Origin of the sequence: Paraburkholderia fungorum (assembly GCF_046026025.1) — a bacterium.
In the GTDB taxonomy this organism is placed as follows: Bacteria; Pseudomonadota; Gammaproteobacteria; order Burkholderiales; family Burkholderiaceae; genus Paraburkholderia; species Paraburkholderia fungorum_E.
Window position 1 is genome coordinate 52,320 of record NZ_JAQQFL010000041.1, and the last position, 24,985, is coordinate 77,304.

The following is a 24,985-nucleotide window of genomic DNA, read 5'->3' on the forward strand; positions in this document are numbered from 1 at the left end:
GAATGCGTCAGGCGAATTGAAGGAGACGCGCAACAGCATCGCGCGTCGGCGGGTGAACCGGCTGCTTGTTCAAAACGAAACGTCTAACTGCGCGTCTTACTGCGTCCTGCTGTGATCCGTGACCTGAGGCGCACCGCCTGCGTCCGGGTGAAAGCATGCGGCGTGCGGGTCCGCGAGGCGCCGCGGCGCGGGCAGGAACAGCACGATCAGGCTGCCGGCCACCGCGCAGGCGGCCACGCCGAGCATCGACACTGCCGTGTTGCCGGTGAGGTCCTGTGCAAGCCCCATCAGATAGGGGCCGAATAGACCGCCGAGTGCCGCGAGCGCATTCATCAGCGCGAAGCCGGCCGCCGCGGCGCGGTCCTTCATGAAGTTCGAGGCCAGCGCCCACACCAGTGGCGTCGCGCCAATGAAGGCCGCGGTGGCCAGCACGATGCCCGCGATCGAGAACAACGGCCGGCCAGTGAACATCACACTGAAAACGAGCCCCAGCGCGCCGGCGACACATGCGCCGGCGATGTGCCAGCGCCGTTCGCCGAACCGGTCGGAGCTGCGTCCAAGCAGGAGCATCGCCACGCCGGAGGCGAGATAGGGAATCGCGGAGATCAGACCGATGGTCCGGTAGTGCACAAAGCCGGCGGCCTTGATGATCGTCGGGGTCCAGAACACCACCGCATAGATGCCGAGATTCAGCGCGATGAGCACCGCGCCGAGCAGCCAGACCTTGCTTTCGCCGAACGCGTCCCGGATGCGTGCCCGCTGATGCGTGCCGGTGCGATCCGCTTCGACGATCGCGAGCAGGCGTTCCCGCTCTGATGCGCTCAGCCATTTCGCCTTGGCCGGCGAATCCGCGAGGCCGATAAATACCACCGCTCCGACGATCAGCGCGGGGATGCCTTGCAGCAGGAACAACCATTGCCAGTTACGCAGCGAACCGACGTCGGTGAACACATCCATCATCCAGCCCGATAGCGGACCGACGACCACGCCGCCGGCCGCCGCCGCCGTGATCAACAACGAGATCACGCGCCCATGCCGGTGTTTCGGATACCACTGGGTCAGGTAATAGACCACACCCGGCAGAAAACCCGCCTCGGCCGCACCGAGCAGAAAACGCATCGCGTAGAACGCCGCCGGGGTCTTCACGAACAGCGTCAACATCGAAATCACGCCCCATGTCACCATGATTCGCGCAATCCACGTACGGGCGCCCACGCGGTACAGGATCAGATTGCTCGGCACCTCGAACAGCAGGAAACCGACGAAGAACACGCCCGATCCGAAACCGTAGACCGCCGCGCTGAAATGCAAATCGTCGAGCATCTGCAATTTGGCGAAACCAATGTTGACGCGATCGATATACGCGACGATGTAGCTGATGAAGAGAATCGGCATCAACCGCCACGTCACCTTGCGGAACAGGTCGGCGTCGCGTGTGGTTTCAATGGCGTCAGGCATCGGCAGTGAGGAATGGGCGGTTGGCATGAGTGCTGATCGTGCGGCTCGAAATGGAACGACGAAGGAAACGACGGCGTAAAAACAGAACCCCGGATGCAGCGACAACGTTCAGCCCATGCTCACCCGTTCGATCAGACGGCCGATGAAGCGCTCGCACTGGTAAAGCTGGTCGAGCGACACGTATTCGTCGGCTTTGTGCGCCTGATCGATCGAACCCGGTCCGCACACGATTGCCGGTACCCCGGCGTTCTGGAAGAACGACGCTTCGGTGCCGTAGGCCACCTTGCCGCCACGGCCATGCACGTCGCCGATCAGTGCCATCGCAAGGCGGTGAATCTCGTCCGCCTCGCTTGCATCGAGCGCGGGGATATTGCCGACGCATTCGAACGAGACGTCGGCTAGCCGGTTGCGGGCGCGCATTTTTGGCAACACGGTGCCGTCGACGTAGTGTTTGAGCGCGTCGATGAAGCGCTCCGGCGAGACGCCCGGCAGGAAGCGGTACTCAAAGAAAAACTCGCAGTCGGCCGGGATGATGTTGCGGCCGTTGCCGCCTTCGATCGTGTTGGTCGAGATGGTCGAGAACGGCACGTCGAAACCGTCGACACGCTCGCCATGCGCCTCTTCTTCTTCCGCGAGATCCTGAATGCGCGAGATGATCCGCGACGCGTATTCGATCGCGTTCAAGCCCTTCGGCGTCAGCGACGAATGCGCCGCGCAACCCCGCACGTGACACCGGTAAATACGTCCGCCCTTGTGCGCCGCGATCACCCGCATGTCGGTCGGCTCGCCGACGATGCAGCCCGACGGCGTCAGTCCCGCGTCTTTCATCGCCGCGATCAGGCCCGGCACGCCGAGGCAGCCCACTTCCTCGTCATAACTCAACGCGACGTGCAGCGGCTCACGCAGCCTGGCGGCACCGAAGCGTTGCGCCTGCGCCAGCACGACACCGATGAACGCCTTCATGTCGCACGCGCCGCGGCCATACAGACGGCCATCGCGAATCTGCGCCGCGAATGGATCGCTGGTCCACGCCTGGCCATCCACCGGCACGACGTCCGTATGCCCCGACAACACGACGCCGCCCGGCCCATTGCCGAAGGTGGCGAACAGATTCGCCTTCGAGCGCTCCGCGTTGTAGTCGTAACGCAGCGTCGCACCGGCTGACTCGAGGCGCTCGGCCGCCCACTCGATCAACGCCAGGTTGGAGTTGCGGCTCGTGGTGTCGAAACTGATCAACTGGCTCAGGCAATCGAGCGTTGCTTGCGATGGCCTGGCGTTGGCAGCGTCTGTCATCTGGAATCCTCAATACGGTCGAATTGCATGCGTGTTGCACCCTCGCGGACGCATGGCGCCTGCGATCGATGCGAATCAGAAGGAACAGCAGCGAGAGCCGCTAGCCGGTCTGTATCACGGGTTGCGCGACGCGTGCGATAAACGGTTCGAGACGGTCCATGGCTTCGCTCAGGCTGGCGTCGCTGCGCGCGTAGCAAAGCCGGATCTGGTGCGCCGACTCGGCACCAAAGGCAATCCCGGGTGCGAGACCGACGCCGGCCTCGAGCACCGCACGCTTGCAGAATTCGAGCGTGTCCGTGACGCCTTCGATCTCGAACATCAAATAGAACGACGCGAGATTGGGCACGACCTGCACGCCGGGCATCCGGGCGAAACGCTCGAGTACGATCTGGCGTCCGCGTCTGCATCGCTCGACGAACGACTTCACGAACGGCTCGCCTTCGGTCAACGCGAGTGCAGCGGCTTCCTGCGAGAAGACCTGGCCGCCGCTCGTATTGAACTGGATCAGTTTTTCAAAATCCGCCGTCATGCTTTCGGGGAAGATCATCCAGCCCATACGCCAGCCCGTCATCGCCCAGGCTTTTGAAAAGCTGTTGACGATAAAGACGGGGTCGTCGGGTTGTGCGATTTCAACCATCGAAGGCGCGTAGTCGCGGTCATAGACAATGCGCTGATAGACCTCGTCGGCGATCAGCGCAATGCCGCGCTGACGCGCAAAGTCGAGCAGGCGCTGCTGCTCCGCGCGCTCCATCATCCAGCCGGTAGGATTGCCGGGTGAAGCAAAGTAAATGGCGCGGGTACGGCCGTCGCAGGCCGCGAACAAAGCCTCCAGATCGAGCGACCAGCCGCTTTCGTCGTGGCCGAGCGGCACTTCGCGCACCTCCCCGCCCAGGATCGAAATCGCGCGCAGGATGTTCGGCCACGAGGGCGTGATGCAAACGACGTTATCGCCCGTGCCGACTATTGCCTGCGCAACCAGCATCACCGCGTTCATCCCGGACGATGTCGCGGAAATCCGGCCATCGTCGATCTCGACGCCGCACAGCCTCGCGTAATAGTCGCGAATGGCCTGGCGCAGCGGCGGGATGCCGCGATTTTGCGAGTAGAACGTCTTGCCTTGCGCAAGTGCCGCGCTGGCGGCCTCGCAAATGAACGCCGGGGTCGGCAGATCGCTCTCCCCGGCCCACAGACCGATCACGTCCGGACGGTCGATCCCGAGCCGCCATACGTCGATGATGGGTGAATCCTCAAGCGCTGAGATCGTCGGCTTCACGATGCGCGCAGCCTGCAATGCGTCTGGCACGAATAGTCCTTTCCAGTTTGACGGGGTGATCCTTCACGAGGGCACCAGCCGGGGTCTCGAACTAAATTCAACATTCTGAATTCAGATTATTTGCACATAATTTAGGTGTCAAGCTTTTCCCGGCTAGGGGTCTCTACGGATAGGCGGCCGTCAGCGGGCCAGAAGGCCTATGTGGCATGACTTGCGAGGGAGACGGCGGCCGCAGTTCGGTCGCACGGAGGACTTGAGGTGAAGTTGCACCGGCTCGACATCGGCGCGATCGGTCAGCAGATCAAGCGCAGCGTCCGAATAGGGGTGGCGAACCAATCTTCCGGCGTACTTTCTCGCACCGCAGCAGAGTTGCAGACCCTCTGGCGGGCACGGTGACGCATCGACCCGGTGGCCGATTCTCAGCGCCGCCTACCTAATGAAACGGCTGCTGCAAATCTGTTGGGCAACGTGACGTGACCAGGCACACCGACGGACAGAACGCCGTCCCCTGCTTTGCTGGATGTGCGGCGATCCGCGGCGGCACCCAAAAAAGGGACGCGCTCTCCGTCTGGGAACAACGGTGGTTTCGAAAGGCCGACGAGGAATGACGGTAGCCGGGATCGGCTCATGGCTGAGGCGAATGCCCTGCTACCTGGTGGTGGGTAACGCGTCAGGCAATCAGCAGCGCGACGAGACACGCAACTGCCAAAGCCAGACAAAAACCGCCTGAGATCAAGTCGTATGGGTAAGTCATGGAATCCCCGCTTCGTTATCCGTCAAGCATAAGACGATTGCGGGTGACGTAGTGTTAACGATGGTCAGGTAGTCAATGTAAAAAAGCCCGGCGCGCATCTTCATTTCCCCCTCTGGGGGCCGGAACGAAATTAGCCTTCAAATTCTTCACCCGACAGGCGCATCGGTTCAGAGACGCCACGCAGCGGCGAGTGCGTCACCCTGGCCGAAGTCGCAGCCTTCCCAGCGGAAGAACTGAAGATCGTCGTCGCTGGCGATGCCGTCGGCAATCACGCTCATCCCGAGCGTGTGCGCGAGCGCCACAATCGAGCGCGCGACCGCGGCCCGCTCAGGCTCGTGCGTCACATCGCGCACGAAAGTCGGATGGATCTTGATCCGGTCGGGCCGCAGCCCGTGCAAGCCCGACAACGAGATCAACTCAGGACCGAAGTCAACCAGCGTAATCGACACGCCATCTGCCTGCAACGCGCGCGCCGCCACGCGCGTCCTGCGCAGGAGCGCACCGCTCAACTGCAAATCCAGGGCGGCAGCGTTCAGGCCGGCGTCGCCAAGAGATCGCTTGACCAGCGTCGTCAATTCGACATCGTCAAGGCGCGTCGACAGCAACGGCACCGAGACACGCGGCGCGTGTGTCTTGCTGTCACGCCAGTCTCGCGCGAGCTCGCACGCGCGACGTAACAACAGCGTGTCGAGCGACAGATGCAATCCAACGTCGTCCGTTAGCGCGACAATTTCCGCCGGCCGCAGCACGCCTTCACGCGTTGTCCATGCCGGCTGTATCTCGACCCCAACCACGGCGCTGGAGGCGAGCTCCACTTGCGGCAACGCCTGCACACCGGCCAACCCGGTCTGGGCTGCGGCAACGAGATCCGCTACGATCCGGGCGCGCCGCTCCTGCTCCTTCGGTTCCACCAGACTGCGCGTCGGCGAAGTTGCCGGCGACGCGTGTCCCGGCTGGAGCGCCTTGATGTACTGATACGCGCGCAAGCCCGCGACAACGATCGACGTCAGCTTCTGCGCCGTCAATTCGGTCTTCAGGAAGTATCCATTGATGTCGTACTGCACGATGACGTCGCGCTCGGGCGCCATGCCCGGCTGGCCTGTGCGCAGCACGATCTGTACATCCCGGTTCTGGATGATTTCGCGGGTATGGCGTACGAGTTCGAGCCCGGCATGATCCGCCTCCATCACCACGTCGAGCAGAATCAGCGCGGTGTCCGGATGGGTCGCGAGATATGCCTTCGCCTCTGCCGCCGAGAACGCGCTGGCCAGTCCGATGGGCCGGTTGGCAAAGGTGGCGTCGGCCAGCACCATTCGCGTGACCTCGTGAATCTCGGGATCGTCGTCGACGAGCAAAACCGTCCAGCCCGGTTCGGCCGGCATGCTCCGGTCTTGACCGGCATCCGTCGTCACAGTCTGGCGCAGCCACGAGGGTGTATTCATCGCGTTCTCCCCGGCATGATCTGAATCACGTTCGACGTGCCGCTGTGTGTCGCGGCAACACGCGGCAGACAGATGACGAACACCGCACCCGACGGCGTCCCGTTGCGGACCGACAAACTGCCGTTCAGTGTACGGGTAACGAGCGCATAGGCGAGGTGCAAGCCGAGACCACTGCCCCCCGAGCCGCGCCGCGTGGTAAAGAACGGCTCAAAGACTTTCTCATGCAATTCGTCGGGGATGCCGCAGCCGTCGTCCCGATGTTCGATCAGTACTTCGTGGTCGCCCGCCTTGCGTGCCGAGATGACGATCTGGCCGGCCGCGCCTGGCGCAAACGCATGCACCAGCGAATTGACCACGAGGTTGGTCAGCACCTGGGCAAGCGGTCCTGGAAACGTGTCCATGCGGATGCCGGGCGGACAGTCGACGCGCAGCGACACCTGCGCCTCCTTAAGCTTCGGTTCGAGACTGAGCACAGTTTCGCGGAGATAGTCGCTCAGATCGAACTGACGTCGTATTTCGCTCGTCTGGTCGACCGCCACCTGCTTGAAGCTCTGCACCAGCCGGGCCGCGCGATCGGCATTCGACAGCAGCAGCCGCGCCGACTGCGCGGCATCACGCATATAGTGATCCAGTTCGTCGGCGGTGAGCTCCTGGCGCGCCAGCTTGCCGCTGGTCGCCTCGGTGCGATCGCGCAGATAGGAGGCCGCGCTCACCACAATCCCGACCGGCGTATTGATTTCGTGGGCGACACCCGCCACCAGACCACCCAGCGACGCCATCTTTTCCGACTCCACGAGGTCCTTGCGGGTTTCCTCGAGGTTATGCAGAGACTGGATCAGATCACCCTGCGCCAGTTCACGGCTTTCCTGCGACAGCACGATCCAGCAGACGCCGAATGCGAGCAGCGGCAAGGTCGCGGCGTACGTGTGCAGAAGCACGCTGGCGAGTTGCGCCCGTGTCGCGGCGTCTGACATCTCGATCAATCGATACGACAGCAGAAACACCGCGCCTGTCGCCGCCGAGGCAATCACGAACAGGCCGAAGAAACGCCCGATACGACGGCCGAAATCCGGTGCCAATGTCGCGGGCCCCGGCAACGCGTTACCGGGCACAGTAGCGCTGGCCGCTTCCGGCTGTTTGCAGCTATCGCGGCAATGGTTGTCGAGCCCGCAGCACAGCGAACAGATCGGCCCCTGGTTGAAAGGGCAATAGGCCATATCCGCCGCTTCGTAGTCGCGCTCGCAGATACAGCAACGGACCGGTTCGTCACGGCGCACGTCGCCGTAGCGCAGATCGGCACGCGCGATGTAATAGCGGCCACCGGTGGCATAGGCGATCGCAATCGCGCTGACAAACGCCAGCAATAGCGCGATGAACGCCGCATACGCGCGTGCGTAGTCACCGAACAGACCCGCGAACGCACAGGTCGACACCACTGAGGCGATCAGCATCGCGCCACAGCCGACCGGGTTGATCTGGTACAGATGCGCGCGCTTGAACTCGATCTTGCGCGGGCTGATACCCAGCGGCTTCAGCACCACGAGGTCGGCGACGAGCGCGCCGAGCCATGCAATGACGAGATTCGAATAGACCCCGAGCACCGTCTCGAGCGTTTTGAAAATACCGAGCAGCGTGAGCAACAGGGCAATCAGCACGTTGAAAACCAGCCACACCACCCGTCCCGGGTGATAGTGCGTCAGGCGCGCAAAGACGTTGGACCACGCGAGCGAACCCGCGTATGCATTCGTGACGTTGATCTTGACCTGCGATATGACAACGAAAACGGTCGCGACGGCGAGCGCAATCGCGTGGTTGTCGAAAACATGCTCATAGGCCGTCACGTACATGCGCACCGGGACCACCGCGTCGCCGACCGAAACGCCGTCCTGTAACGCGAGTACCGCAAGCAAGCTGCCGGCCAGCAGTTTGAGTCCGCCGACCACGATCCATCCCGGACCGGCAAGCAGCATGGCGCTCCACCACGCCCACCGGTTGTGCGGCGTTCGCTCGGGCAGGAAGCGCAGATAATCGACCTGTTCGCCGATCTGCCCCATCAGCGAAAAGAGCACGCCGGCGGCGGTGCCGAAAAGCAGCAGGTTGATGCCATGCCCCGCTCCCGGCTCACCACCGGTGCCGAGCCCCGGAAACGCAGCCCAGCGGCCAAGCACGCCGGGTTCCCGGTACAGGATGAAGACAAACGGCAATAGCAGCAGCACCACCCAAAGCGGTTGCGTCCACATCTGCAGCTTGTTGATCAACGTGACACCGAAAAACACCAGCGGAATGATCAATAGCGATGACAGCAAATAGCCGACCACGATGTTGAGGCCCGTGGCCAGTTCGAGCGCCTGAGCCAGGATCGCGGATTCCAGCGCAAAGAAAATGAACGTGAACGACGCGTAAATCAGCGACGTAATGGTGGAACCCACGTAGCCGAAGCCGGCGCCGCGAGTCAGCAGGTCGATGTCGACATTGGCTTCGCTCGAGTAATACGCAATCGGCAGGCTGACCAGAAAAATCAGCGCGCACACCAGCAGAATGGCGGCAAACGCATTGTGAAAACCAAAGCTCAGTGTGATGCTGGCGCCGATCGCTTCGAGCGCGAGGAACGATATGCCGCCCAGCGCCGTGTTGGCGAGTGCAAATGGCGACCATCTCCGGTAGGACCGCGCGGCGTAGCGCAACGCGTAATCCTCCAGCGTTTCGTTGGCCACCCAGGATTGATAGTCGCGTTTGATTCGCATGGCCCTACGATAAAAGATCGGCTCAAAGCAGGTGAAGGGGCATCGGCAAGTCTCCGGACCGACCCGATTATTCGCTGAAACAGGCCCCGCAGCAACACGCCGCCAGGATGTCCGGCGCAACCCGATCACGGCTTGCCGGGTTTTTGCGGGTTGACTTCCGGAGGTTGACTCGAAACACTGGCGGCAGCGTATTTCGGCGCCGGTATAACATCATGTTGCCAGCCATACCGCGCCAGTCAGACCTCCAACCTGTACCAGGACAGACATGACGACGCGGCTATCCGCCAGCGCCTTTGCCCCCTTCGCAAGCGACGACCTTGTCTACCGTGTTCACGCAGCCGGTGATTCGGAAGACGCCTGGCACGCGGTATTCGCGCAGATCCGGGAGCGTTTTCAGGTTCGCTGGGCGGCCCTCGCCCAACATGATTTCGTCAGCCGGCAAGGCGCCGCGCTGTATGCAGCCCCGCGCGATCCTGGCTTGTGCGCGGCCTTGTCGGACTACGCCTCGCGCAATCCGTGGTTCCTGTCGAGCGATGCTTACCGGCCCGGCCGCGTGATGGCGGGCGAGGAACTGCTGAGCAACAGGGATCTCGTCAAAACCGATTTCTATCACGGCCTCCTGTTGCCGCATGGCCTCTATCACCGCCTGTGCGGCGTTGTTGCACGGCGCGGAGAACTCGTCTACTACGTCGATCTGCATCGCGGCCCCAATGATCCGCGCTTCGGGCCACGCGAGAAAACGGCCTTCGGCTCGCTGCTCTCGCACCTTGCGCTCGCGGTCGAGAATCGCTGGCGGCGCTGGGAAGCCAACGACCTGAACACCGCGCTCAAGCGCATCGTCGATACCCATGCTCACGCGGCCATGCTGGTCGACGCGCAGGCAAGAATGGTCTTCGGCAATCGTGGCGCGCAGCGCATCTGCGAGCGCGGTGCGGGCTTGCGCGTCGACGGAGGTTGCATTGCCGCCACGAGCCCTGCCGACGATCGCATATTCCAGCAAGCCATTGTCAGCGCCACGCATCCCAATGCGGACGATCACCCTGGCGCGACGAAGGTGCTGTCGTTGTCCGCGCCGGGCGGCGTTCAACCGATGGTCGTCTCGATCCGTCCGGCCGGCGCGGCATTTTGCGCCGAGCTTGGCGAAGTTCGCGGCCTCGCCATTGTTAGCGCGCTCAATACGCGTCCGGAGGACGATCATGTCGATTGCTCGTTCGCGCGCCAGTTCGGCCTGAGCCCGGCGCAAGCCCGCGTGAGCGCGCTGATCGTTACGGGGCATTCGATCGCCAGAGTGGCGCACGAATTGCATGTATCCGAAAACACCGCGCGTAGCCATCTCAAGCAAATCTTCCTGAAAACCGACACGCACGGCCAAATGGAACTCGTGCACCTGCACGGGCGAATCTGCCTCGCCATCTGAGTTTCGCTCCCCGCCACGCCCTCCTCGCACAACCACGCTATCACGCTAGCCGACGCGCCGCCTCACCCAACTGGGTGAATCTGCCTGCTCTTTTAAAGGGGCAAGAGAATCATCGCGGCGGGGGATTCGAGCGAGTTGTCATCTGGCTATGATGGCTTCTGTCCCGGCGCCGTCTGGCGATTTCGAAACTTGCCAGCGGACGCCCCACGTCACCGGGACACGCAGTGACCCCAGGCACAGCATCTGAGCTGCCCGGCACGGCGGCGCGTGGAAGACATGGAGGTCACCATGCTGGGTCTGAGTCTGCTTTACGTCGGTGCCGTACTGTTTTTGAACGGCCTGTGGCTGCTCGGACGAATCGGCGATCGCGAGATCTGGGTGATCAACGTGTTCTCCGGCGGCATCACGTTGCTCGTCTCGCTCCACCTGGCGTTCGGCAGCGGTGCCGACCTCGCGTCGATCAAGGCCGCGGCGCTCACGCTGCTCTTCACGTTCACCTATTTCTGGGTGGCCATCAATCGCTATAACGGCGCCGACGGCCGAGGTCTCGGCTGGTTCAGTCTGTTCGTCGCCATCACCGCCGTTCCCGTCGCCATCGATGCCCTGCTGCACGCCTCCTCGATGTGGGGCATCTGGTTTGCGCTGTGCTGGTTCGGCTGGGCTTTCCTGTGGCTGCTGTTCTTCATCTTGCTGGCCATGCAGCGCCCCATCGCGAAACTGACCGGCGCGGTCACCGTGATTACGGGGATCCTCACCGGCTGGCTGCCAGGTTACCTGTTGCTGAGCGGCACGCTCAAATAGCCGCTCCCAACCCGTTCTCGACGAATCCCCAACGTGCTTCGCAAGAAGCCTTCTTCGACGGCGGCACGCACGCCGGATCGATCCAATGCAAGGAGACACTAGCCATGGCTGAGACGCTCATCAAAGTCGACCTGAAGCAGTCGGCGTACGAAAACGAACAGGTTCACAATCGCTGGCACCCGGACATTCCGATGGCTTGCTGGGTCAAACCGGGTGAAGACTTCATCCTGGAGACTTATGACTGGACCGGCGGCTTCATCAAGAACAACGATTCTGCCGACGACGTACGGGACATCGATCTATCCATCGTCCACTTCCTGTCGGGCCCCGTGGGGGTGCATGGCGCCGAGGCAGGCGACCTGCTGGTCGTGGACCTGCTCGACATCGGCACGAAGGCGGAGAGCCAGTGGGGTTTCAACGGCTTCTTTTCGAAGCAGAATGGCGGCGGCTTCCTGACCGAGCACTTTCCGCACGCGCAAAAGTCCATCTGGGATTTTCATGGCCTGTTCACGAAGTCTCGCCACATCCCGAACGTCGAATTCGCCGGTCTGATTCACCCGGGTCTGATTGGTTGCCTGCCCGATCCGAAGCTGCTCAAAACATGGAACGATCGTGAGATCGACTTCATCAAGACGGAGCCGGATCGCGTGCCGCCGCTGGCGAATCCGCCCTTCGCATCCACCGCTCACATGGGTAAGCTGACCGGCGATTCACGCAAGAAGGCCGCCGCCGAAGGCGCACGCACCGTGCCGCCGCGCGAGCACGGCGGCAACTGCGATATCAAGGATCTCTCGCGCGGCTCGAAGGTCTACTTCCCGGTTTATGTCGACGGCGCGGGGCTGTCTGTCGGCGATCTCCACTTCAGCCAGGGCGACGGCGAAATCACCTTCTGCGGTGCGATCGAGATGGCGGGATGGGTCCACATGAGGGTCAATCTGATCAAGGGCGGCATGGCCAAGTACGGCGTCAGGAACCCGATCTTCAAGCCGAGCCCAATCACACCGCGTTACGACGACTACCTGATCTTCGAAGGCATTTCCGTCGACGAAGCGGGCAAGCAGCACTACCTCGACGTACATGTCGCATACCGCCAGGCGTGTCTCAACGCCATCGAGTATCTGACCAAGTTCGGCTATTCACGCGCACAGGCTTATTCGATCCTCGGCACCGCGCCGGTTCAGGGGCATATCAGCGGGGTCGTCGATATTCCGAATGCCTGCGCGACCCTGTGGCTGCCCACGCAGATCTTCGACTTCGACATTCGCCCCAACGCCGACGGTCCGATTCGCCACGTCCAGGGCGGCGTGGACCTCCCCTTGTCGCTCGACCGGAACTGACGCGGCGTTCGATCGATCCATGCTGCGCGAAGGCATGAAGCCTCGGGCCTTCGCCAGCATCAAACTCATGGAGCACAATGACGATGCCGATTTATCAATACGAATGCGATGCGTGCGGCCGCTTCGATGCAATGCGCAGTATCGCCGATCGCAACCTGCCCCACCTCTGCCCGCAGTGCGGTACGCAAACGACGCGGGTCGTCACGAGCGGCGCAATGCTGGCACTGATGCCGCAAGCGCAGCGCGCGGCACACTCGACCAACGAACGCAGCGCGCATGCCCCGGTGAGTTCGAAGGATTATGGACATCGACATGGGCCGGGTTGTGGCTGCGGTGCGGCGAAGTCCGCGAAAGCCGCCAATGCCGGCAGCACGCGAACGTTTCCCGGCACACGGCCGTGGATGATCAGTCATTGAGTTGGAGCGAAGGGCGACGCGGCTAGCGGTGACCACGGAAGGGGTTTTTTCGCTGCCGCAACCGGTAGTGTCTTCATGGACAACCCCAAATTTCTAAAACGTTTCCGGCCGGATCTGCGATAGATATGGCTATCGTCCCATCGCCATAGTCCCATTCATTTAGTACCGCGACTCCTATCGAGTCGAGTCTTCCGACTTCCTCGACAACACCCTGTACTGCGACGCTGATACCAGCGTAATCCGCAAACGCGCGTATAGTCCGCCCGTGAGCATTGCAATGCTTACCGCACAATCGGATGTGCAGCACTGGTTAAAGCCCACCTCGATCATATCCCTCGGACAACGGTTCGAATTTCCAACCAGCACCTCGTTCGAAGGAACAGGCAGTGAACCGCACACACTCGTCGGCGCATTCCGATGCGCCCGAAGATGGAGGGCATCGACGAATCCTGGATGCTCTTCATGACCATGGCTGGTCGGAACAGGACAATTTTCTTCCACCGGACTTGACACTCGAGCTCGCACGAGAATGTGCCGCGCTTGCCATGGCCGGGACGCTCGCATTGGCGCGGATCAGCCAGGGCGCGGCGCGTTCGCTCCGGCCCGATGTACGCGGTGACCAGATTCACTGGCTGGAGGCGGGGCAATCCGAAGCCTGCGATCGGTATCTCGCGATCATCGAAACGCTGCGTATCGCGTTGAATCGCAGGTTCTTTCTGGGGCTCGACGAATACGAAAGCCATTTCGCGTTCTACGCACCTGGCGACTCGTATCTGCAACATCGCGATCAGTTTCGCCACGACGACAGTCGCACCGTGTCGGTTGTCGTCTATCTGAATGCAGACTGGCTGCCTGAGCATGGCGGTGAATTGCGACTGCATCCAGAGGGCTTGGGCATGTGGGACATCTCGCCGGTCGGCAGCCGGATCGCGGTGTTTCTATCCGCCGATATGCTGCACGAAGTATTGCCCGCAACGCGCGACCGCATGTCGCTCGCTGGATGGTTCAGACGCCGCGCGTAGTGGCCTTGGTTTTGATGTCTTCACGCGCGGCGAACTGCTAGCAACGCCAAACGCAACCCTGAAGACGCTCATCCGGTTCATATCTGCTGCATTCGGCGAGAGATCGAAGTCTGCGTCGGGCCGGGTTCGGCCACGAACCGCCGTTCACATGCGTCGTCTGTCGGACTTTCAGGCGTCGGCTCCGTCCCGTAACCGGCCATCCGATTGTCGTAGACGAACGCTCCTTCATCGGCCTTTGCCGACATTCAGGTATCGGCGTCGGTAAGGCAGCTACAGGGCGCTTTCCGGAGGTTCACATCGCCGTCGCGCCGAGCAGCCTGGCTGACGCAATCGACAGTGTCAGGCTGCGTGACAGACCATACATCTCGCTGATGCCGGCCACGTCGGTGAACTCGGCGATCATCGAACCGACCGTGTAAAGAATGCAATCAGAAGCAGCAGCAACGGCAGCAGCCGATAGCCCCACTGCATACCGCTCTGTGCGGCCGTCGCGACATTGCCCGTATCGGTATCGGCCAGCATGACAAGCAAGCCCGGCCACCCATGAGGCAATCGACGGCAGCATGCGAGTCCGTGTGGGTCAGCGGGCCGAGATTGTCGCGGATCCTTTGTCGATCATGGAACGGCTCTTTGGCGCTGCCCGCCGACAGAGATGACGGGCCGCCGCGCTTAGCGCCAGCCGGGCGTTCCGTCTCGGTGAGACAGACACGCTGGCGGCAAACGCCAGGACGGAATCATTCGCCGTAGATGTTGAAATCGAAGTACTTTTTGGCGATCTTCAGGTAAGTGCCGTCCCTGAGCATTCCGGCAATCGCGTCGTCGATATCGGCCTTCAGATCCGTATCTTCCTTACGCATGCCGATGCCGGTGCCTTTGCCCAGGATTTTGGGATCGTTCAGCGCTGTACCCGCGAATGTGAAATTCGCACCACGCGGCGTCTTCAGAAAGCCCAGATCGGCCTGTACCTGGTTTTGCAGCACTGCATCGAGTCGACCGGACATCAGATCCGCATAAACCTGGTCCTGATTCTGATAAGCGACCACTCGCGTTCCCTTGGGCTCCCAGCAGGTTCTCGCGTAAATCTCCTGGATCGTGCCCTGTTCGACGCCGACCGATTTGCCGGCGAGGGACTCGGCAGTTGGCTGCAAATTGGAGCCCTTCGCGACGATCAGGCGGCTTCCGGTGTTGTACAGGCGAACGGAAAACCCAATTTGCTCCTCCCGTTTGGGCGTCATTGTCATCGATGAAAGAACGGCATCGAACTTTCGCGCCTTGAGGCCCGGAATCATGCCGTCGAATGAGTTTTCGATCCAGACGCATCTGGCGTGAATACGCGCGCAGATTTCATTGCCCAGATCGATATCGAAGCCGACGAGACTCCCGTTGGGAGCCTTGGACTCGAACGGAGGATAGCTCGCATCCGTCGCGAACCGGATGGTCGTCCACTCCTTGGCGTGAGCCGGGAAAGAAGATGCAAGACAGGCAATGGTCAGTGCGGTCATCAAATTTTTCACGATTCTCTCCGTTCAGTGCGTCGATTGGGACTTGTGCCGTCACTCAGTCGGGTTCGCCAGGCGGCGTATTAGGAAATGCCTTCACGCTGTCCTTGAACGCCTTGACCATTTTCAGCATCGGCCCGAGCACCCAGGTGTTTCGCACCAGAATGTCGGTCTCTTCCTTGGGGTCCTGAATCAGGTGAAAGAGATACGGCGTTTCAAGCTTCTTGGCGCCCGCATTCACGTAGGGTTCCCAAATATAGTGAAGCTTCCAGTCGCGCCACTTGATCGCTCGTAGCTCGTCCTTAATGTAGAAGAGAAAGCCCTCGCGGTTGGATACGGGCTTTTTCCCCATGAAGAAATCCAGTTGGCTGACACCGTCGATCGGGCGATCGTCACGCAACTTGCCGCCGACGACTTCTGCCAGTGTCGGCAGCAGGTCGACCACGTGTACGATCTGGTTGTTCACATCGACCGGAATCTTGCCGGGCCAACGGACAATGAATGGAACTCGTAGACTGCCTTCCATCGCTGTGTGGTACGTGCCGGTCCACGGACCGGCGGTCCCCCTGTATGGCGTTCGGAACTCGGGGCCGTTGTCGCTGCAGAAGATCAGAAGCGTATCGTCGGTGAGCCCCAGTGAGTCGATTTCGTCGACGATCTGCCCAACACGGAAATCCATTTCGGCAAGCGAGTCGGCAAATTCGCCCATGCCCGTCGCACCGTCGAAATCCTTGTGCGGCAGCGTCGGAAAATGAAGGTGGACGAGCGGCAGGTAGAGGAAGAACGGCTGCGACCGGCACGCATTTCTCCGCATGAAGTCCTTCGACTTTTCGACAAGCTCTTCATCGATCGTGCGGCGCGTTTCGAGGTCGTACACCTTCACGTTGGTCGACGGTTCGCCCTTTCGACCGGCCATGATGGTCGGTATCTCGGCGACGGTCGGATCGAATCCGATCGACGTCGTGAAGTGCGTTTCGTCCGTCGTCCTGGGAATGCCGTACCACTCGTCGAAACCGCGATCGGAAGGGAAGCGGCCGTGCACGTCCCCGAGGTGCCATTTTCCGAAATGCGCGGTGGCGTAGCCTGCTTGAGACGCCATTTCGGCGAGCGTCCACTCGGTGCGTTTCAGCCCTTGCGGCAGACCCGGCGGAACCGATTGAAAGGCGCCTGTGCGAATTGGATGCCGTCCCGTCATCAGCGCGCTGCGCGTCGGGACACAGTCACTTTCAACGTTGTAGTTGAGAAGGCGCATACCGCTTTGCGCCAACGCGTCGATGCGTGGCGTTGCTGCACCGCGGATGAGCTTACCGCCGCCATAGCAACCCAGTTCGCCCCAACCCAGGTTGTCTGCAACGATGAGAACAATGTTAGGTTTGGTATTCATGACTCTGTCTACAGGAGGAATATCAAGGTTATTCAGTGGGTTTGTCATCGCCAAATTTGCACATGCAAATCAGCAGACCGATGACGCTGATGACTGCCGCCGTCGTCACGTATGCCGCCGGCACGAGTTTGCTTTGGGTCACGCTCATACCCCATGTCAGGGCGAGAGGCGCAAAGCCTCCAAAGATCGCGACCGCGAGGTTATGAGTGAGGGCGAGACCGGTAGTACGCACACGGCTTGGAAAGAGTTCGCTGAGAACGGCGGGCATCGGTCCTTGATATGCACTGACAATCAGACCAAGAATCGCGCAGATCACAATGAACACGGCGGGGGACGGGCTCGCGATCAGCCAGGCGAATAGCGGCAATACGACGAGGCCCAGCGTAACCGCCGCAAACAGTAGGACACGCTTGCGGCCGCCCCGGTCGGCGATCGCGCCGGAAATTGGGCAGGCAATCATCTGGATCCCGCCCATTAGCAGCGTCCCCGCGAACGCCAGCGACGGATCGAGCTGGAGCTGTTTGATCGCGAATGTCGGCATGTACAGGATGATCACGTACGACGAGGCCGTTACGAGCACGTAGATGGCGATGGCGAGCACGAGCCGCATCTTGTTGTCGCTGAACGTTTCGCGTATCGGACTACCTGCGTGGGCGTCCTGGATGAAAACGGGTGTTTCGTCGACATGTCGACGAATGAAATAGGCGACCGGAATAATCAACAGTCCGAAAATGAACGGAATACGCCAACCCCAGCTCAGGAGTTGTTCGGGCGTGAGGTAGCGAGTTAGCAGCGTACCGAAAAGCGAAGCGATGACGGCAGTGCCACCTTGCGCGGCCATCTGGAAACTCGCATAAAACCCTCGTTGACTACGCGGCGAATGCTCAACCAGGAAACTGGTCGACGCGCCGAACTCGCCACCGGCGGAAATGCCCTGAATGAGTCGTCCGGCCACGACAATGGCCGGAGCGGCCAGGCCGATGGATGCATATGACGGCGTGGCTGCAATCATCAGCGTACCTATTGCCATCAGCACGATGCTAAGCGTGAGGCCTTTCTTGCGGCCGACGCGGTCCGAGTACGAGCCGAGCAGGAGCGCACCGAGCGGTCGCATCAGGTAGGAACCGCCGAACGTGCTCATCGCCAGAAGCAGTGACGTGAGTTCGCTCGCAGTGGGGAAAAACAGTTTCGCTATAACGACCGCAAAAAATCCGTAGACCACCAGGTCGAACCACTCGAGCGCGGTGCCGACAGTAGCTGCTACGACGACTCGGCGCAGGCGCCGCCGTTGGTCCGGCGCAGCGATGGCCGCTCGATTTGCTGCGTTCGTCATGTCCATATCCATTTCCGCCTGCGAGTGCCGCGTGAAAGAAGTATTGACAGCGAAAATTAGTAGAGCAAGCATACTTGCTTCGCATTCAATAACCATTGGTTATCGTGAACCTGGACGATCTGACGTACTTTCTGGCCGTGGCGGAGACTGGGCTGCTGCATCGCGCCGCAACCCTGGTGGGCATCAGCCAGCCCGCGCTGACGAAGGCTGTCCGCCGGCTGGAGTCGCAGCTCGGCGTGTCTCTATTCGAGCGTTCACCCAAAGGCATGCAGCTCACGCGATATGGCATCGAGTTTCAGCGACACGCCGTGACACTGCGTGCCGCGTACGAAGATACGTTGGGCCAGATCGCGGAGCTCCATTCGGGCGAGCTGGCAAAAATCAGAATCGGCGCAACCCCGGCAACTGAGCCGCTGGTAGGCCGGGCGTTTCTGTCCTTACTGAAGAAGCGTCCAGCGCTGCGCCTGGACCTGACTGTGCAGTTGTCCGACACGCTGATTCGAGCGCTGTCGGAGGGCGATATCGACGTGGCGGTGTCGCCGATGCCTGTCGACATGCCGGAAGATTTGCGTGCTGTCCGCCTGCTGAATGAAACCACTTCGGTCGTATGCAGGAAAGATCACCCGTTGAGTGCATCGAAAACAGCAACGACGCCGCAGGACCTGGGCCGCTACCCGTGGATTTTGCCGAGTCCGAGCGTGTCGGTCCGGCAACAGATTGACGCGTACTTCCTGAAACACCGCCTCGACGGCCCACGTGTGCAGGTCCAAAGCAACTACAGTTCGCCAATGGGGGTGTTCTACCTGATCGCGAACACCGACATGCTAGGTATTTGCAGTACACAGCATTGGCCGATCGCGAAGCAGTTGGGGCTTCAGATACTATCGGCCACCCGTGCAAACTGGCCGCGTGAGATTGCGTGCCTGGTGAGGCAAAACGCGACGCTGTCTCCATTGACTGCTACGTTCGTGGAGCAACTGTTAGAAGAAGCGGCGCGGCCAGGAAAGTCTTGAGCGCCTCGCTATGGGCGATACAGGCCGAGGAATTTGACGCGAATTTCTGCGATCGTTGCCAGTGACTTCGACTTGGACGAAAGCGTCCGTACATTGAGGGTGGCGCGTGCCGCTTTCCCCCGTCGAGTCTGTCCCGGATACGCGTTCATAGAGACCGACCGCATACACGTCCGTTCGTTTCGGCAGGACTAGTCGGCACCGGTATTGATCTGTCGGTAACCGCTTCAATTGCAGACGTTCGGCCGCTCGTCTCCGAACGTCTCCCTCGGGTCGACTACCGCCGATTACCTGCTTCAAGAGCGAACCTTCAGATTCAAACAATACCCGGGGGATTTGAGGTAGTGTTGAGCGGCCGAACTTGGTGGCAATGGGTGTCTGTAAGGTGCAGACATGCCGAATGCGGTTTGCTGCTGCGGTGGCTCCAGTTTTCTGGTTCTGGCTCGTCCGGAAAGATGCGGCGCGTGGCGGGATTCGCGCGTCCGTTGGCGGCATCGGCGGCCGGCAACGGACTACATTGACTACGCCGAACGCAGTGCGTCCTGAATCACTTCGAGCACCGCCTGCGGGTTCGCCACCGGCGTCGCGTGAGAAGCAGCGATCTCGACGGTTTTCGAGCCGGCACGCTCAGCCATCGCGCGCTGCGCGGCGACCGGCAGCGAGTTGTCCTGCGTGGCGAGCAACGCCCACGACGGAATCGTGCGCCACAGCGGCGCGCCGTCGAACGTGTCGCCGAGCGCGCGGGTGTCGAGCGGGCGCTGCGCGACCGCCATCCGGTACGCGATCGCCGGTTCGAGATCGCCGCCATACACGTCGACGAAATGCTCCGGTTTCAGGTAAAGATCGACGCCGTCGGGATGCTCACGCAGCACCGTCGTCGCCTCACCCAGCCGGCTGCCCGGCCAGCGGCCGTTCAGCTCGCCGGTGCTCTCGCCCGCATCGGGCGCGAACGCGGCCACGTAGACGAGCGCGGCAACATTGCCATGCTCGAGCTGCGGATGCGAAATCACGGTGCCGCCATACGAGTGACCGACGAGCACGGTCGGTCCGGTGACGGTCTTCAGGAACGAGGACAGATAGGCGGCATCCGTGTGCAGACCGCGCAGCGGCATGGCCGGCGCGACGGCGGGCTGCCCGAGTGCGGCGAGACAATCGAGCACGCCGTTCCAGACTGACGCGTCGGTCAGCGCGCCGTGAACGAGAACAATGGTTGCGGACAAGCTCATGGCATTACCTCTATTGGTTTATCGATTGAGACGGGGGTTGAGATGCGCATCCGCCTGTCACGGCTTCGAGCTGCACGTAACGAGCGCCCGAAGCCGGCTTCGTCATTTACCCGATGAGGCTTCCTGGTGACATGAGGCGCACAAGACAGCGGATTGGCGCCAGTCTGTGCCGCACCGCCTCGCAGAACAATCAGCACGCGCGCGAAGCACTTTTGCGCGCTTCGCCAGACTGCGATTTCACTTCCAGCGAACCACCGGTGCCTAACCCATGATCGACGCACTCAACACCTTTCTCGCCGTGGTCGCGCAAGGCAGCTTTTCGAGCGTCGCGAAAACGCAGGACCTCGCGGTTTCGTCGGTCGCCCGCAAGATCGACTGGCTCGAGTCGGAATTCGGTGCGCAGCTCTTCAATCGCAGCACGCGAGTGCTCAGGCTGACGGACGCCGGCGAGGCCTTCGTGCCGCGCGCCCGCGTGATCCTGGACGAACTGGCCGAAGCGAAGGAAGTACTCTCTTCCAGCCATGCGGAGCCGCGCGGTGTCGTGCGCATCACCGCGCCTTCCGCGTTCGGGCGGCGCCATATCGCGCCCGCCGCCGCGGCGTTCCTGCGCGCGTTTCCGTCGCTCGAAGCGGACGTGCACCTCAGTGACACGATCGTCGACTTCGCCAGCGAACGCTTCGACGTGGCGATTCGCATCGGCGTGCTGCCGGACAGCGATCTAGTCGCCGCGCGTCTCGCGCCCCAGCATCGCGTGGCCTGCGCGAGTCCCGACTATGTGAGCAGACACGGCCTGCCGGCGCGACCCGAAGATCTGTTGCAGCACAACTGCCTGACGGTGCGCAGCACGCCGCATCGGGTCGGCTGGTGGTGCTTCGACGGCGTTAACGACGGACGGCCGCTGCCCGTGCGCGGCACCCTGCGCAGCGACGACAGCGACGTGCTGCTGCACGCCGCGCTCGCCGGCAGCGGCATCGCGCACCTCGCGACCTGGCTCGTCGCCGACGACATCGCCGCCGGCCGTCTGCTGAAGATGTTCCCGGTCGATACACCCGCCGAAAACGTGGCGACGTCTGCGATCCATGCGGTGCGCATGCCCGGACGCGGCGAGCAGCGCGCGCGTCTGTTCATCGAATTCCTGCGCCGGCATCTGGAGGTCGCTGACGGCGGCGCGCCCCGCTGGGATCGCGTGATCGCTCGCGCCCGCTCTGCCTCGGGCGACGACTGATCGAACCGCGGCGGCCAGGGTGCCTGGCGTACGGGCGGCGGGCGCTGCGCCCCTTGTTCGCCTCAGTTCGCCCGCTCAGCGCCAGCCACCGCCCGCATCCATGACAGGAGAAGCCAACTAGTCCGATGGCATTGCCAGGTGTCAATCCGAAGCACGGCAAAGATATCCTGCGAAGGGCCGAGGCGGCCGTGCCCCTTCCCCGTTCACCGGCGCTTTCAATCGGTGCTGCAAAGATCCAAAACAGTGCGCCCAATGTGGGATGAAGCGTCATGCCGTTCCCAAACCCTTGAAACTGCGGTTGCGTTTTATGGCTCAGTAATTGCTTTGAAAATCAGAACGGCCGGCTGGCCGCATTTCTAGCCTCAATAATTTCAAAATGAAAATATCTCGCAAGCAATTGGCTTTACGCGATGTGGCTGACAAAGCGCCCCCGACACCTTCACGTCCCTCACTGCGACTCGACGAATGGCTGCCCTACCAATGCTTCCTGCCGGCTCAACACACCGCCCGTCTGCTAGGGGAGTTCTACGGACCACGCTTTGGCATCAGTCAGAACGCATGGCGCATTCTTGCCACGATCGCTGACCGGCCCGGTGCGAACGCGCGGCAAATCTGCGTGGTGCTGGGTATGGATGCCGTGTCCGTCAGCCGAGGCATTGCTCAGCTCGTCGAGACGGGATTCGCACAGCGTGACGCCGCCGAAAACGACCGTCGCTATGCAAGCGTCACGGTTACGCCGCGCGGCCGCGTGGCGTTCGACGAAATCGCAACGGTCGGGCTGGAAATCGAGAAACGCATGCTCGCCACCTTGACCGATCCACAACGCGCCGTATTGCGGGACGCGTTGCTGGCGATCGGGCGCGAAAGCGAGCGGATCGCGAACAGCGGCTGGCAGCGACTGTTGTTCGACGCCGCCGAAAAAGATGAGCAGACCTCACCGGAGGACGCGTGACGATTGCCATGTTCGCGTTGACCGCGTTGCTGTGGGGTTGCGGCGCGCTGATGACAGCGTTCCAGAACGGCATCGTCCCTGCACCGGTATCAGTTGCGTACCGGATGGCCGCGGCCGGCCTGTTGCTGCTGTCGTGGTCGCGGATCAACCACATCCGTCTCGACGTGCGTCGCACCGATGCGCTATGGGTTGCCGCGCAAGGCGTGCTGTTTTTCGGCTTCGCTTTCACCGCGTTCTATGAGGCAACCCAGCGCATCGCGAGTGGTCTCGCGGCGTTGCTACTGTCGACTTCATCGATCTTCGCGGCACTCCTCGGCTGGGCTATCCTCGGCATTCCGGTCACGCGACGCGTGCTCGGCGGCGCTGCAATCGGTGTCGTAGGCGTCGCGCTAATTTTTGCTCCCCAACTGACCGCCCTTTACGATGGACACGCTGGGCGCCCACATGGCACCTTCGATCTGCAGTATGCATCCGGACTCGCATGGGCGATGGTCGCCGCCATCGCGACAGCGGCCGGCACGGTGCTCGGCGCGCGCAATCAGCGGCGCGGGATCGCCGCCTCGGTAATTCTCGGATGGGGTGCGCTGGTCGGTGCGCTGGTCGGTGCGCTGTTCTGTGCCGCATGGGCCCTCGCGACACACTCCGCATTCACCTTCGACCTGTCATTGCGGTATATCGGAAGCCTGCTGTATCTCGCGGTTGCAGCGTCGTGCGGCGCGTTCATGCTGTATTTCGAACTCGTGCAACGGCTTGGACCGGGACGCGCCGCGTATTCGCTGTCGCTCGTGCCCGTGATCGCGTTGACCCTCTCCACGCTGTTCGAAGGGCTGACGCCGACCGCCTGGATCATCGCCGGCGCCGCCACCATCCTGCTGGGCAACGTTATCGTGCTGAAGCGGTAGCGGCCTGAATCAATGTTCGATCAAGACCTGTTCGTAAAGAAAGTCGTCGCAAGAGATCGTTAACTCTGAGAGAGAGGCTGGCATGGCATATCGGAAGTGGTGTGTTTCATGGCTCGCGGTCATCGCGCTCGGCGCGCACGCACAAACCGTCGTCAAGATCGGACTCGCCGCGCCCCTGACAGGACCCGTCGCACATATGGGGAAGGACGTCGAGTCCGGTGCGCAACTCGCGATCGACGAACTGAACAGCAAGCCAGTCGCGATCGGCGGCAAGTCCATCCGTTTCGAGCTGGTCGCCGAAGACGATCAGGGCGATCCGCGCCAGGCGGTGCTGGTCGCTCAACGTCTTGTGGAAGACGGCGTAGCGGGCGTGATCGGCCATCTGAATTCCGGCCCGACTATCGTTGCCGCAAAAGTCTACGCGCAGGCAGGCGTGCCGCAGATTGCGCCCGTCGCGACCAATCCTGCTTATACAGCGCAAGGCTTCAAGACTACGTTCCGGCTGATGGCCACGGACGACCAGCAAGGCGCCTCGCTTGCGACACTGGCCGCGAAGCTGGCGGGCGGTAGAAATATTGTATTGATCGATGACCGTGGCGCGTACGGCCAGGGCTTGATGGACCAGGTCGAGAAAACCTTGCGCGCACGAGGAATCACACACGTTTCGCGCGATTACACGACTGACACTGCCGTCGCCTTTCAGGGCATCCTTACGAAGGTAAAAGGCGATCGCGCCGGCGTCATCGTGTATGGTGGCGCCGATGCGCAAGCCGGTCCAATGGTCAAGCAGATGAAGGCGCTGGGAATACCGGCAGTGTTCATCGGTGGCGACGGCGTATGCACCGGCGAGTGGACGAAACTCTCATCGGGATCGAATGAAGGACAGTATTGCACGCAGGCCGGCGAGCCAAGCTCGAAGATGCCGCGCTATGCGGACTTCGAGCAGCGATTCGAACCGCGCTACGGCAAAGTGGTCGTGTTTGCGCCTTACGGTTACGACGCGATGATGTTGCTCGCCGACGCGATGCGTCGCGCGCATTCAGTCGATCCGCATGTCTATCTGCATGCGCTGGAAACCGCCAACTATACCGGCGTGATTGGCACGATCCGTTTCAACCCGCAAGGCGATAACCGCAACGGAGTCGTCACGGTGTACCAGGTTCAACAAGGCAATCTCGTACCGGTTTTCAATTGATGTCGTGACGGGTGGCGTATTCAAAGGACGACTTGTTCCGGTCATTCTAAGGAGTACGCCGATTGATGATCGACGATCGTTCCAGGTTCGGCCCAGAACGGTCGTTCAACCGTGCGCTCAGGCGGACATGATGCGCATACGCCGTCAGACCGTCGAGCCCCCGTTCGGTACGCTGAAGTTCTGGATGGGTGCGGCGCGCTTCCTGATGAAAACCCGCGAGCATGTCAGCACCGAGATGAGCCTTCATGTGCTCGCGTGAAAAATCGTCAGAGCGCCCGTGCCGCGTTTTTACACAACCTGGC

General features: G+C 61.7%; 21 protein-coding genes. 11 read left to right on the forward strand and 10 right to left on the reverse strand.

Annotation, left to right across the window (positions count from 1 at the left end; translation table 11 throughout):
- Positions 1-96 precede the first annotated feature (96 nt).
- From PQR67_RS32835 to PQR67_RS32855, 5 genes are all read right to left on the reverse strand, one after another.
- Positions 97-1,485 (reverse strand): MFS transporter, encoded by a 1,389-nt coding sequence (locus tag PQR67_RS32835; protein WP_408466966.1) that lies wholly within the window; start codon positions 1,483-1,485, stop codon positions 97-99.
- Positions 1,486-1,566: 81 nt separating this feature from the next.
- Positions 1,567-2,751, reverse strand: a complete 1,185-nt coding sequence (argE, locus tag PQR67_RS32840) for an acetylornithine deacetylase (RefSeq protein ID WP_408466967.1) — start codon at positions 2,749-2,751, stop codon at positions 1,567-1,569.
- Between the two features lie 100 nt (positions 2,752-2,851).
- Positions 2,852-4,054 carry a pyridoxal phosphate-dependent aminotransferase gene (locus PQR67_RS32845; RefSeq protein WP_408466968.1) on the reverse strand — a complete coding sequence of 401 codons (1,203 nt, stop codon included), beginning with the start codon at positions 4,052-4,054 and terminating at the stop codon, positions 2,852-2,854.
- Between the two features lie 891 nt (positions 4,055-4,945).
- Entirely contained in the window at positions 4,946-6,220 is a 1,275-nt protein-coding gene (locus PQR67_RS32850) for an EAL domain-containing response regulator (RefSeq protein WP_408466969.1), read from the reverse strand.
- Positions 6,217-8,964, reverse strand: a complete 2,748-nt coding sequence (locus PQR67_RS32855; protein ID WP_408466970.1) for an ATP-binding protein — start codon at positions 8,962-8,964, stop codon at positions 6,217-6,219. Before PQR67_RS32855 ends, PQR67_RS32850 begins: the two co-directional genes overlap by 4 nt.
- 265 nt (positions 8,965-9,229) lie before the next feature.
- Between PQR67_RS32855 and PQR67_RS32860 the strand changes: the two genes are divergently transcribed.
- The 5 genes from PQR67_RS32860 (at position 9,230) to PQR67_RS32880 (ending at position 13,957) form a co-directional block, all read left to right on the forward strand.
- Entirely contained in the window at positions 9,230-10,381 is a 1,152-nt protein-coding gene (locus tag PQR67_RS32860) for a LuxR C-terminal-related transcriptional regulator (RefSeq protein WP_408466971.1), read from the forward strand.
- Between the two features lie 288 nt (positions 10,382-10,669).
- Positions 10,670-11,182, forward strand: coding sequence for an AmiS/UreI family transporter (locus tag PQR67_RS32865; RefSeq protein ID WP_408466972.1), 513 nt, complete (start codon positions 10,670-10,672; stop codon positions 11,180-11,182).
- A 104-nt stretch (positions 11,183-11,286) separates the two neighbouring features.
- Positions 11,287-12,519, forward strand: coding sequence for a formamidase (gene fmdA, locus PQR67_RS32870; protein WP_408466973.1), 1,233 nt, complete (start codon positions 11,287-11,289; stop codon positions 12,517-12,519).
- 77 nt (positions 12,520-12,596) lie between these two features.
- A complete protein-coding gene (locus tag PQR67_RS32875; RefSeq protein ID WP_408466974.1) occupies positions 12,597-12,935 on the forward strand; it encodes an FmdB family zinc ribbon protein in 339 nt (112 codons plus the stop codon).
- A 386-nt stretch (positions 12,936-13,321) separates the two neighbouring features.
- Positions 13,322-13,957 (forward strand): 2OG-Fe(II) oxygenase, encoded by a 636-nt coding sequence (locus PQR67_RS32880; RefSeq protein WP_408466975.1) that lies wholly within the window; start codon positions 13,322-13,324, stop codon positions 13,955-13,957.
- Between the two features lie 399 nt (positions 13,958-14,356).
- On the opposite strand, the gene PQR67_RS38285 is transcribed toward PQR67_RS32880, so the two are convergent.
- The 4 genes from PQR67_RS38285 to PQR67_RS32900 form a co-directional block, all read right to left on the reverse strand.
- A complete protein-coding gene (locus tag PQR67_RS38285) occupies positions 14,357-14,479 on the reverse strand; it encodes a hypothetical protein (RefSeq protein WP_494471412.1) in 123 nt (40 codons plus the stop codon).
- A 212-nt stretch (positions 14,480-14,691) separates the two neighbouring features.
- A complete protein-coding gene (locus PQR67_RS32890) occupies positions 14,692-15,459 on the reverse strand; it encodes an ABC transporter substrate-binding protein (RefSeq protein WP_408466994.1) in 768 nt (255 codons plus the stop codon).
- 55 nt (positions 15,460-15,514) lie between these two features.
- A complete protein-coding gene (locus PQR67_RS32895; RefSeq protein ID WP_408466977.1) occupies positions 15,515-16,840 on the reverse strand; it encodes an arylsulfatase in 1,326 nt (441 codons plus the stop codon).
- Positions 16,841-16,868: 28 nt separating this feature from the next.
- A complete protein-coding gene (locus tag PQR67_RS32900) occupies positions 16,869-18,173 on the reverse strand; it encodes an MFS transporter (RefSeq protein WP_408466978.1) in 1,305 nt (434 codons plus the stop codon).
- 104 nt (positions 18,174-18,277) lie between these two features.
- Between PQR67_RS32900 and PQR67_RS32905 the strand changes: the two genes are divergently transcribed.
- Positions 18,278-19,186 (forward strand): LysR family transcriptional regulator, encoded by a 909-nt coding sequence (locus PQR67_RS32905; RefSeq protein WP_408466979.1) that lies wholly within the window; start codon positions 18,278-18,280, stop codon positions 19,184-19,186.
- A 518-nt stretch (positions 19,187-19,704) separates the two neighbouring features.
- Here the strand turns inward: PQR67_RS32905 and PQR67_RS32910 are convergent.
- Positions 19,705-20,409: an alpha/beta fold hydrolase gene (locus PQR67_RS32910; RefSeq protein WP_408466980.1), complete on the reverse strand. Its 705-nt coding sequence runs from the start codon at positions 20,407-20,409 to the stop codon at positions 19,705-19,707.
- A 268-nt stretch (positions 20,410-20,677) separates the two neighbouring features.
- On the opposite strand from PQR67_RS32910, the gene PQR67_RS32915 reads away from it, so the two are divergent.
- The 5 genes from PQR67_RS32915 (at position 20,678) to PQR67_RS32935 (ending at position 24,942) form a co-directional block, all read left to right on the forward strand.
- Positions 20,678-21,634 carry a LysR family transcriptional regulator gene (locus PQR67_RS32915; RefSeq protein WP_408466981.1) on the forward strand — a complete coding sequence of 319 codons (957 nt, stop codon included), beginning with the start codon at positions 20,678-20,680 and terminating at the stop codon, positions 21,632-21,634.
- A gap of 376 nt (positions 21,635-22,010) precedes the next feature.
- On the forward strand, positions 22,011-22,586 hold the full coding sequence (locus tag PQR67_RS32920; protein WP_408466982.1) for a MarR family winged helix-turn-helix transcriptional regulator: 576 nt from the start codon (positions 22,011-22,013) through the stop codon (positions 22,584-22,586).
- On the forward strand, positions 22,583-23,488 hold the full coding sequence (locus PQR67_RS32925) for a DMT family transporter (RefSeq protein ID WP_408466983.1): 906 nt from the start codon (positions 22,583-22,585) through the stop codon (positions 23,486-23,488). The genes PQR67_RS32920 and PQR67_RS32925 overlap by 4 nt, the downstream gene beginning before the upstream one ends.
- Positions 23,489-23,570: 82 nt before the next feature.
- Positions 23,571-24,683: a branched-chain amino acid ABC transporter substrate-binding protein gene (locus PQR67_RS32930; RefSeq protein ID WP_408466984.1), complete on the forward strand. Its 1,113-nt coding sequence runs from the start codon at positions 23,571-23,573 to the stop codon at positions 24,681-24,683.
- A gap of 127 nt (positions 24,684-24,810) precedes the next feature.
- The gene (locus tag PQR67_RS32935; protein WP_408466997.1) at positions 24,811-24,942 is read left to right on the forward strand and encodes a hypothetical protein; all 132 of its coding nucleotides are present in this window, start codon (positions 24,811-24,813) and stop codon (positions 24,940-24,942) included.
- Positions 24,943-24,985: the final 43 nt, after the last annotated feature.

Coding starts and splice junctions, on each gene's coding strand:
- PQR67_RS32910 (WP_408466980.1), bottom strand. CDS start 20,409: ATGAGCTTGTCCGCAACCATTGTTCTCGTTCACGGCGCGCTGACCGAC.
- PQR67_RS32860 (WP_408466971.1), top strand. CDS start 9,230: ATGACGACGCGGCTATCCGCCAGCGCCTTTGCCCCCTTCGCAAGCGAC.
- PQR67_RS32920 (WP_408466982.1), top strand. CDS start 22,011: ATGAAAATATCTCGCAAGCAATTGGCTTTACGCGATGTGGCTGACAAA.
- PQR67_RS32835 (WP_408466966.1), bottom strand. CDS start 1,485: ATGCCAACCGCCCATTCCTCACTGCCGATGCCTGACGCCATTGAAACC.
- PQR67_RS32875 (WP_408466974.1), top strand. CDS start 12,597: ATGACGATGCCGATTTATCAATACGAATGCGATGCGTGCGGCCGCTTC.
- PQR67_RS32930 (WP_408466984.1), top strand. CDS start 23,571: ATGGCATATCGGAAGTGGTGTGTTTCATGGCTCGCGGTCATCGCGCTC.
- PQR67_RS32850 (WP_408466969.1), bottom strand. CDS start 6,220: ATGAATACACCCTCGTGGCTGCGCCAGACTGTGACGACGGATGCCGGT.
- PQR67_RS32895 (WP_408466977.1), bottom strand. CDS start 16,840: ATGAATACCAAACCTAACATTGTTCTCATCGTTGCAGACAACCTGGGT.
- PQR67_RS32900 (WP_408466978.1), bottom strand. CDS start 18,173: ATGACGAACGCAGCAAATCGAGCGGCCATCGCTGCGCCGGACCAACGG.
- PQR67_RS32855 (WP_408466970.1), bottom strand. CDS start 8,964: ATGCGAATCAAACGCGACTATCAATCCTGGGTGGCCAACGAAACGCTG.
- PQR67_RS32890 (WP_408466994.1), bottom strand. CDS start 15,459: ATGACCGCACTGACCATTGCCTGTCTTGCATCTTCTTTCCCGGCTCAC.
- PQR67_RS38285 (WP_494471412.1), bottom strand. CDS start 14,479: ATGCTGGCCGATACCGATACGGGCAATGTCGCGACGGCCGCACAGAGC.
- PQR67_RS32865 (WP_408466972.1), top strand. CDS start 10,670: ATGCTGGGTCTGAGTCTGCTTTACGTCGGTGCCGTACTGTTTTTGAAC.
- argE (WP_408466967.1), bottom strand. CDS start 2,751: ATGACAGACGCTGCCAACGCCAGGCCATCGCAAGCAACGCTCGATTGC.
- PQR67_RS32935 (WP_408466997.1), top strand. CDS start 24,811: ATGATGCGCATACGCCGTCAGACCGTCGAGCCCCCGTTCGGTACGCTG.
- fmdA (WP_408466973.1), top strand. CDS start 11,287: ATGGCTGAGACGCTCATCAAAGTCGACCTGAAGCAGTCGGCGTACGAA.
- PQR67_RS32915 (WP_408466981.1), top strand. CDS start 20,678: ATGATCGACGCACTCAACACCTTTCTCGCCGTGGTCGCGCAAGGCAGC.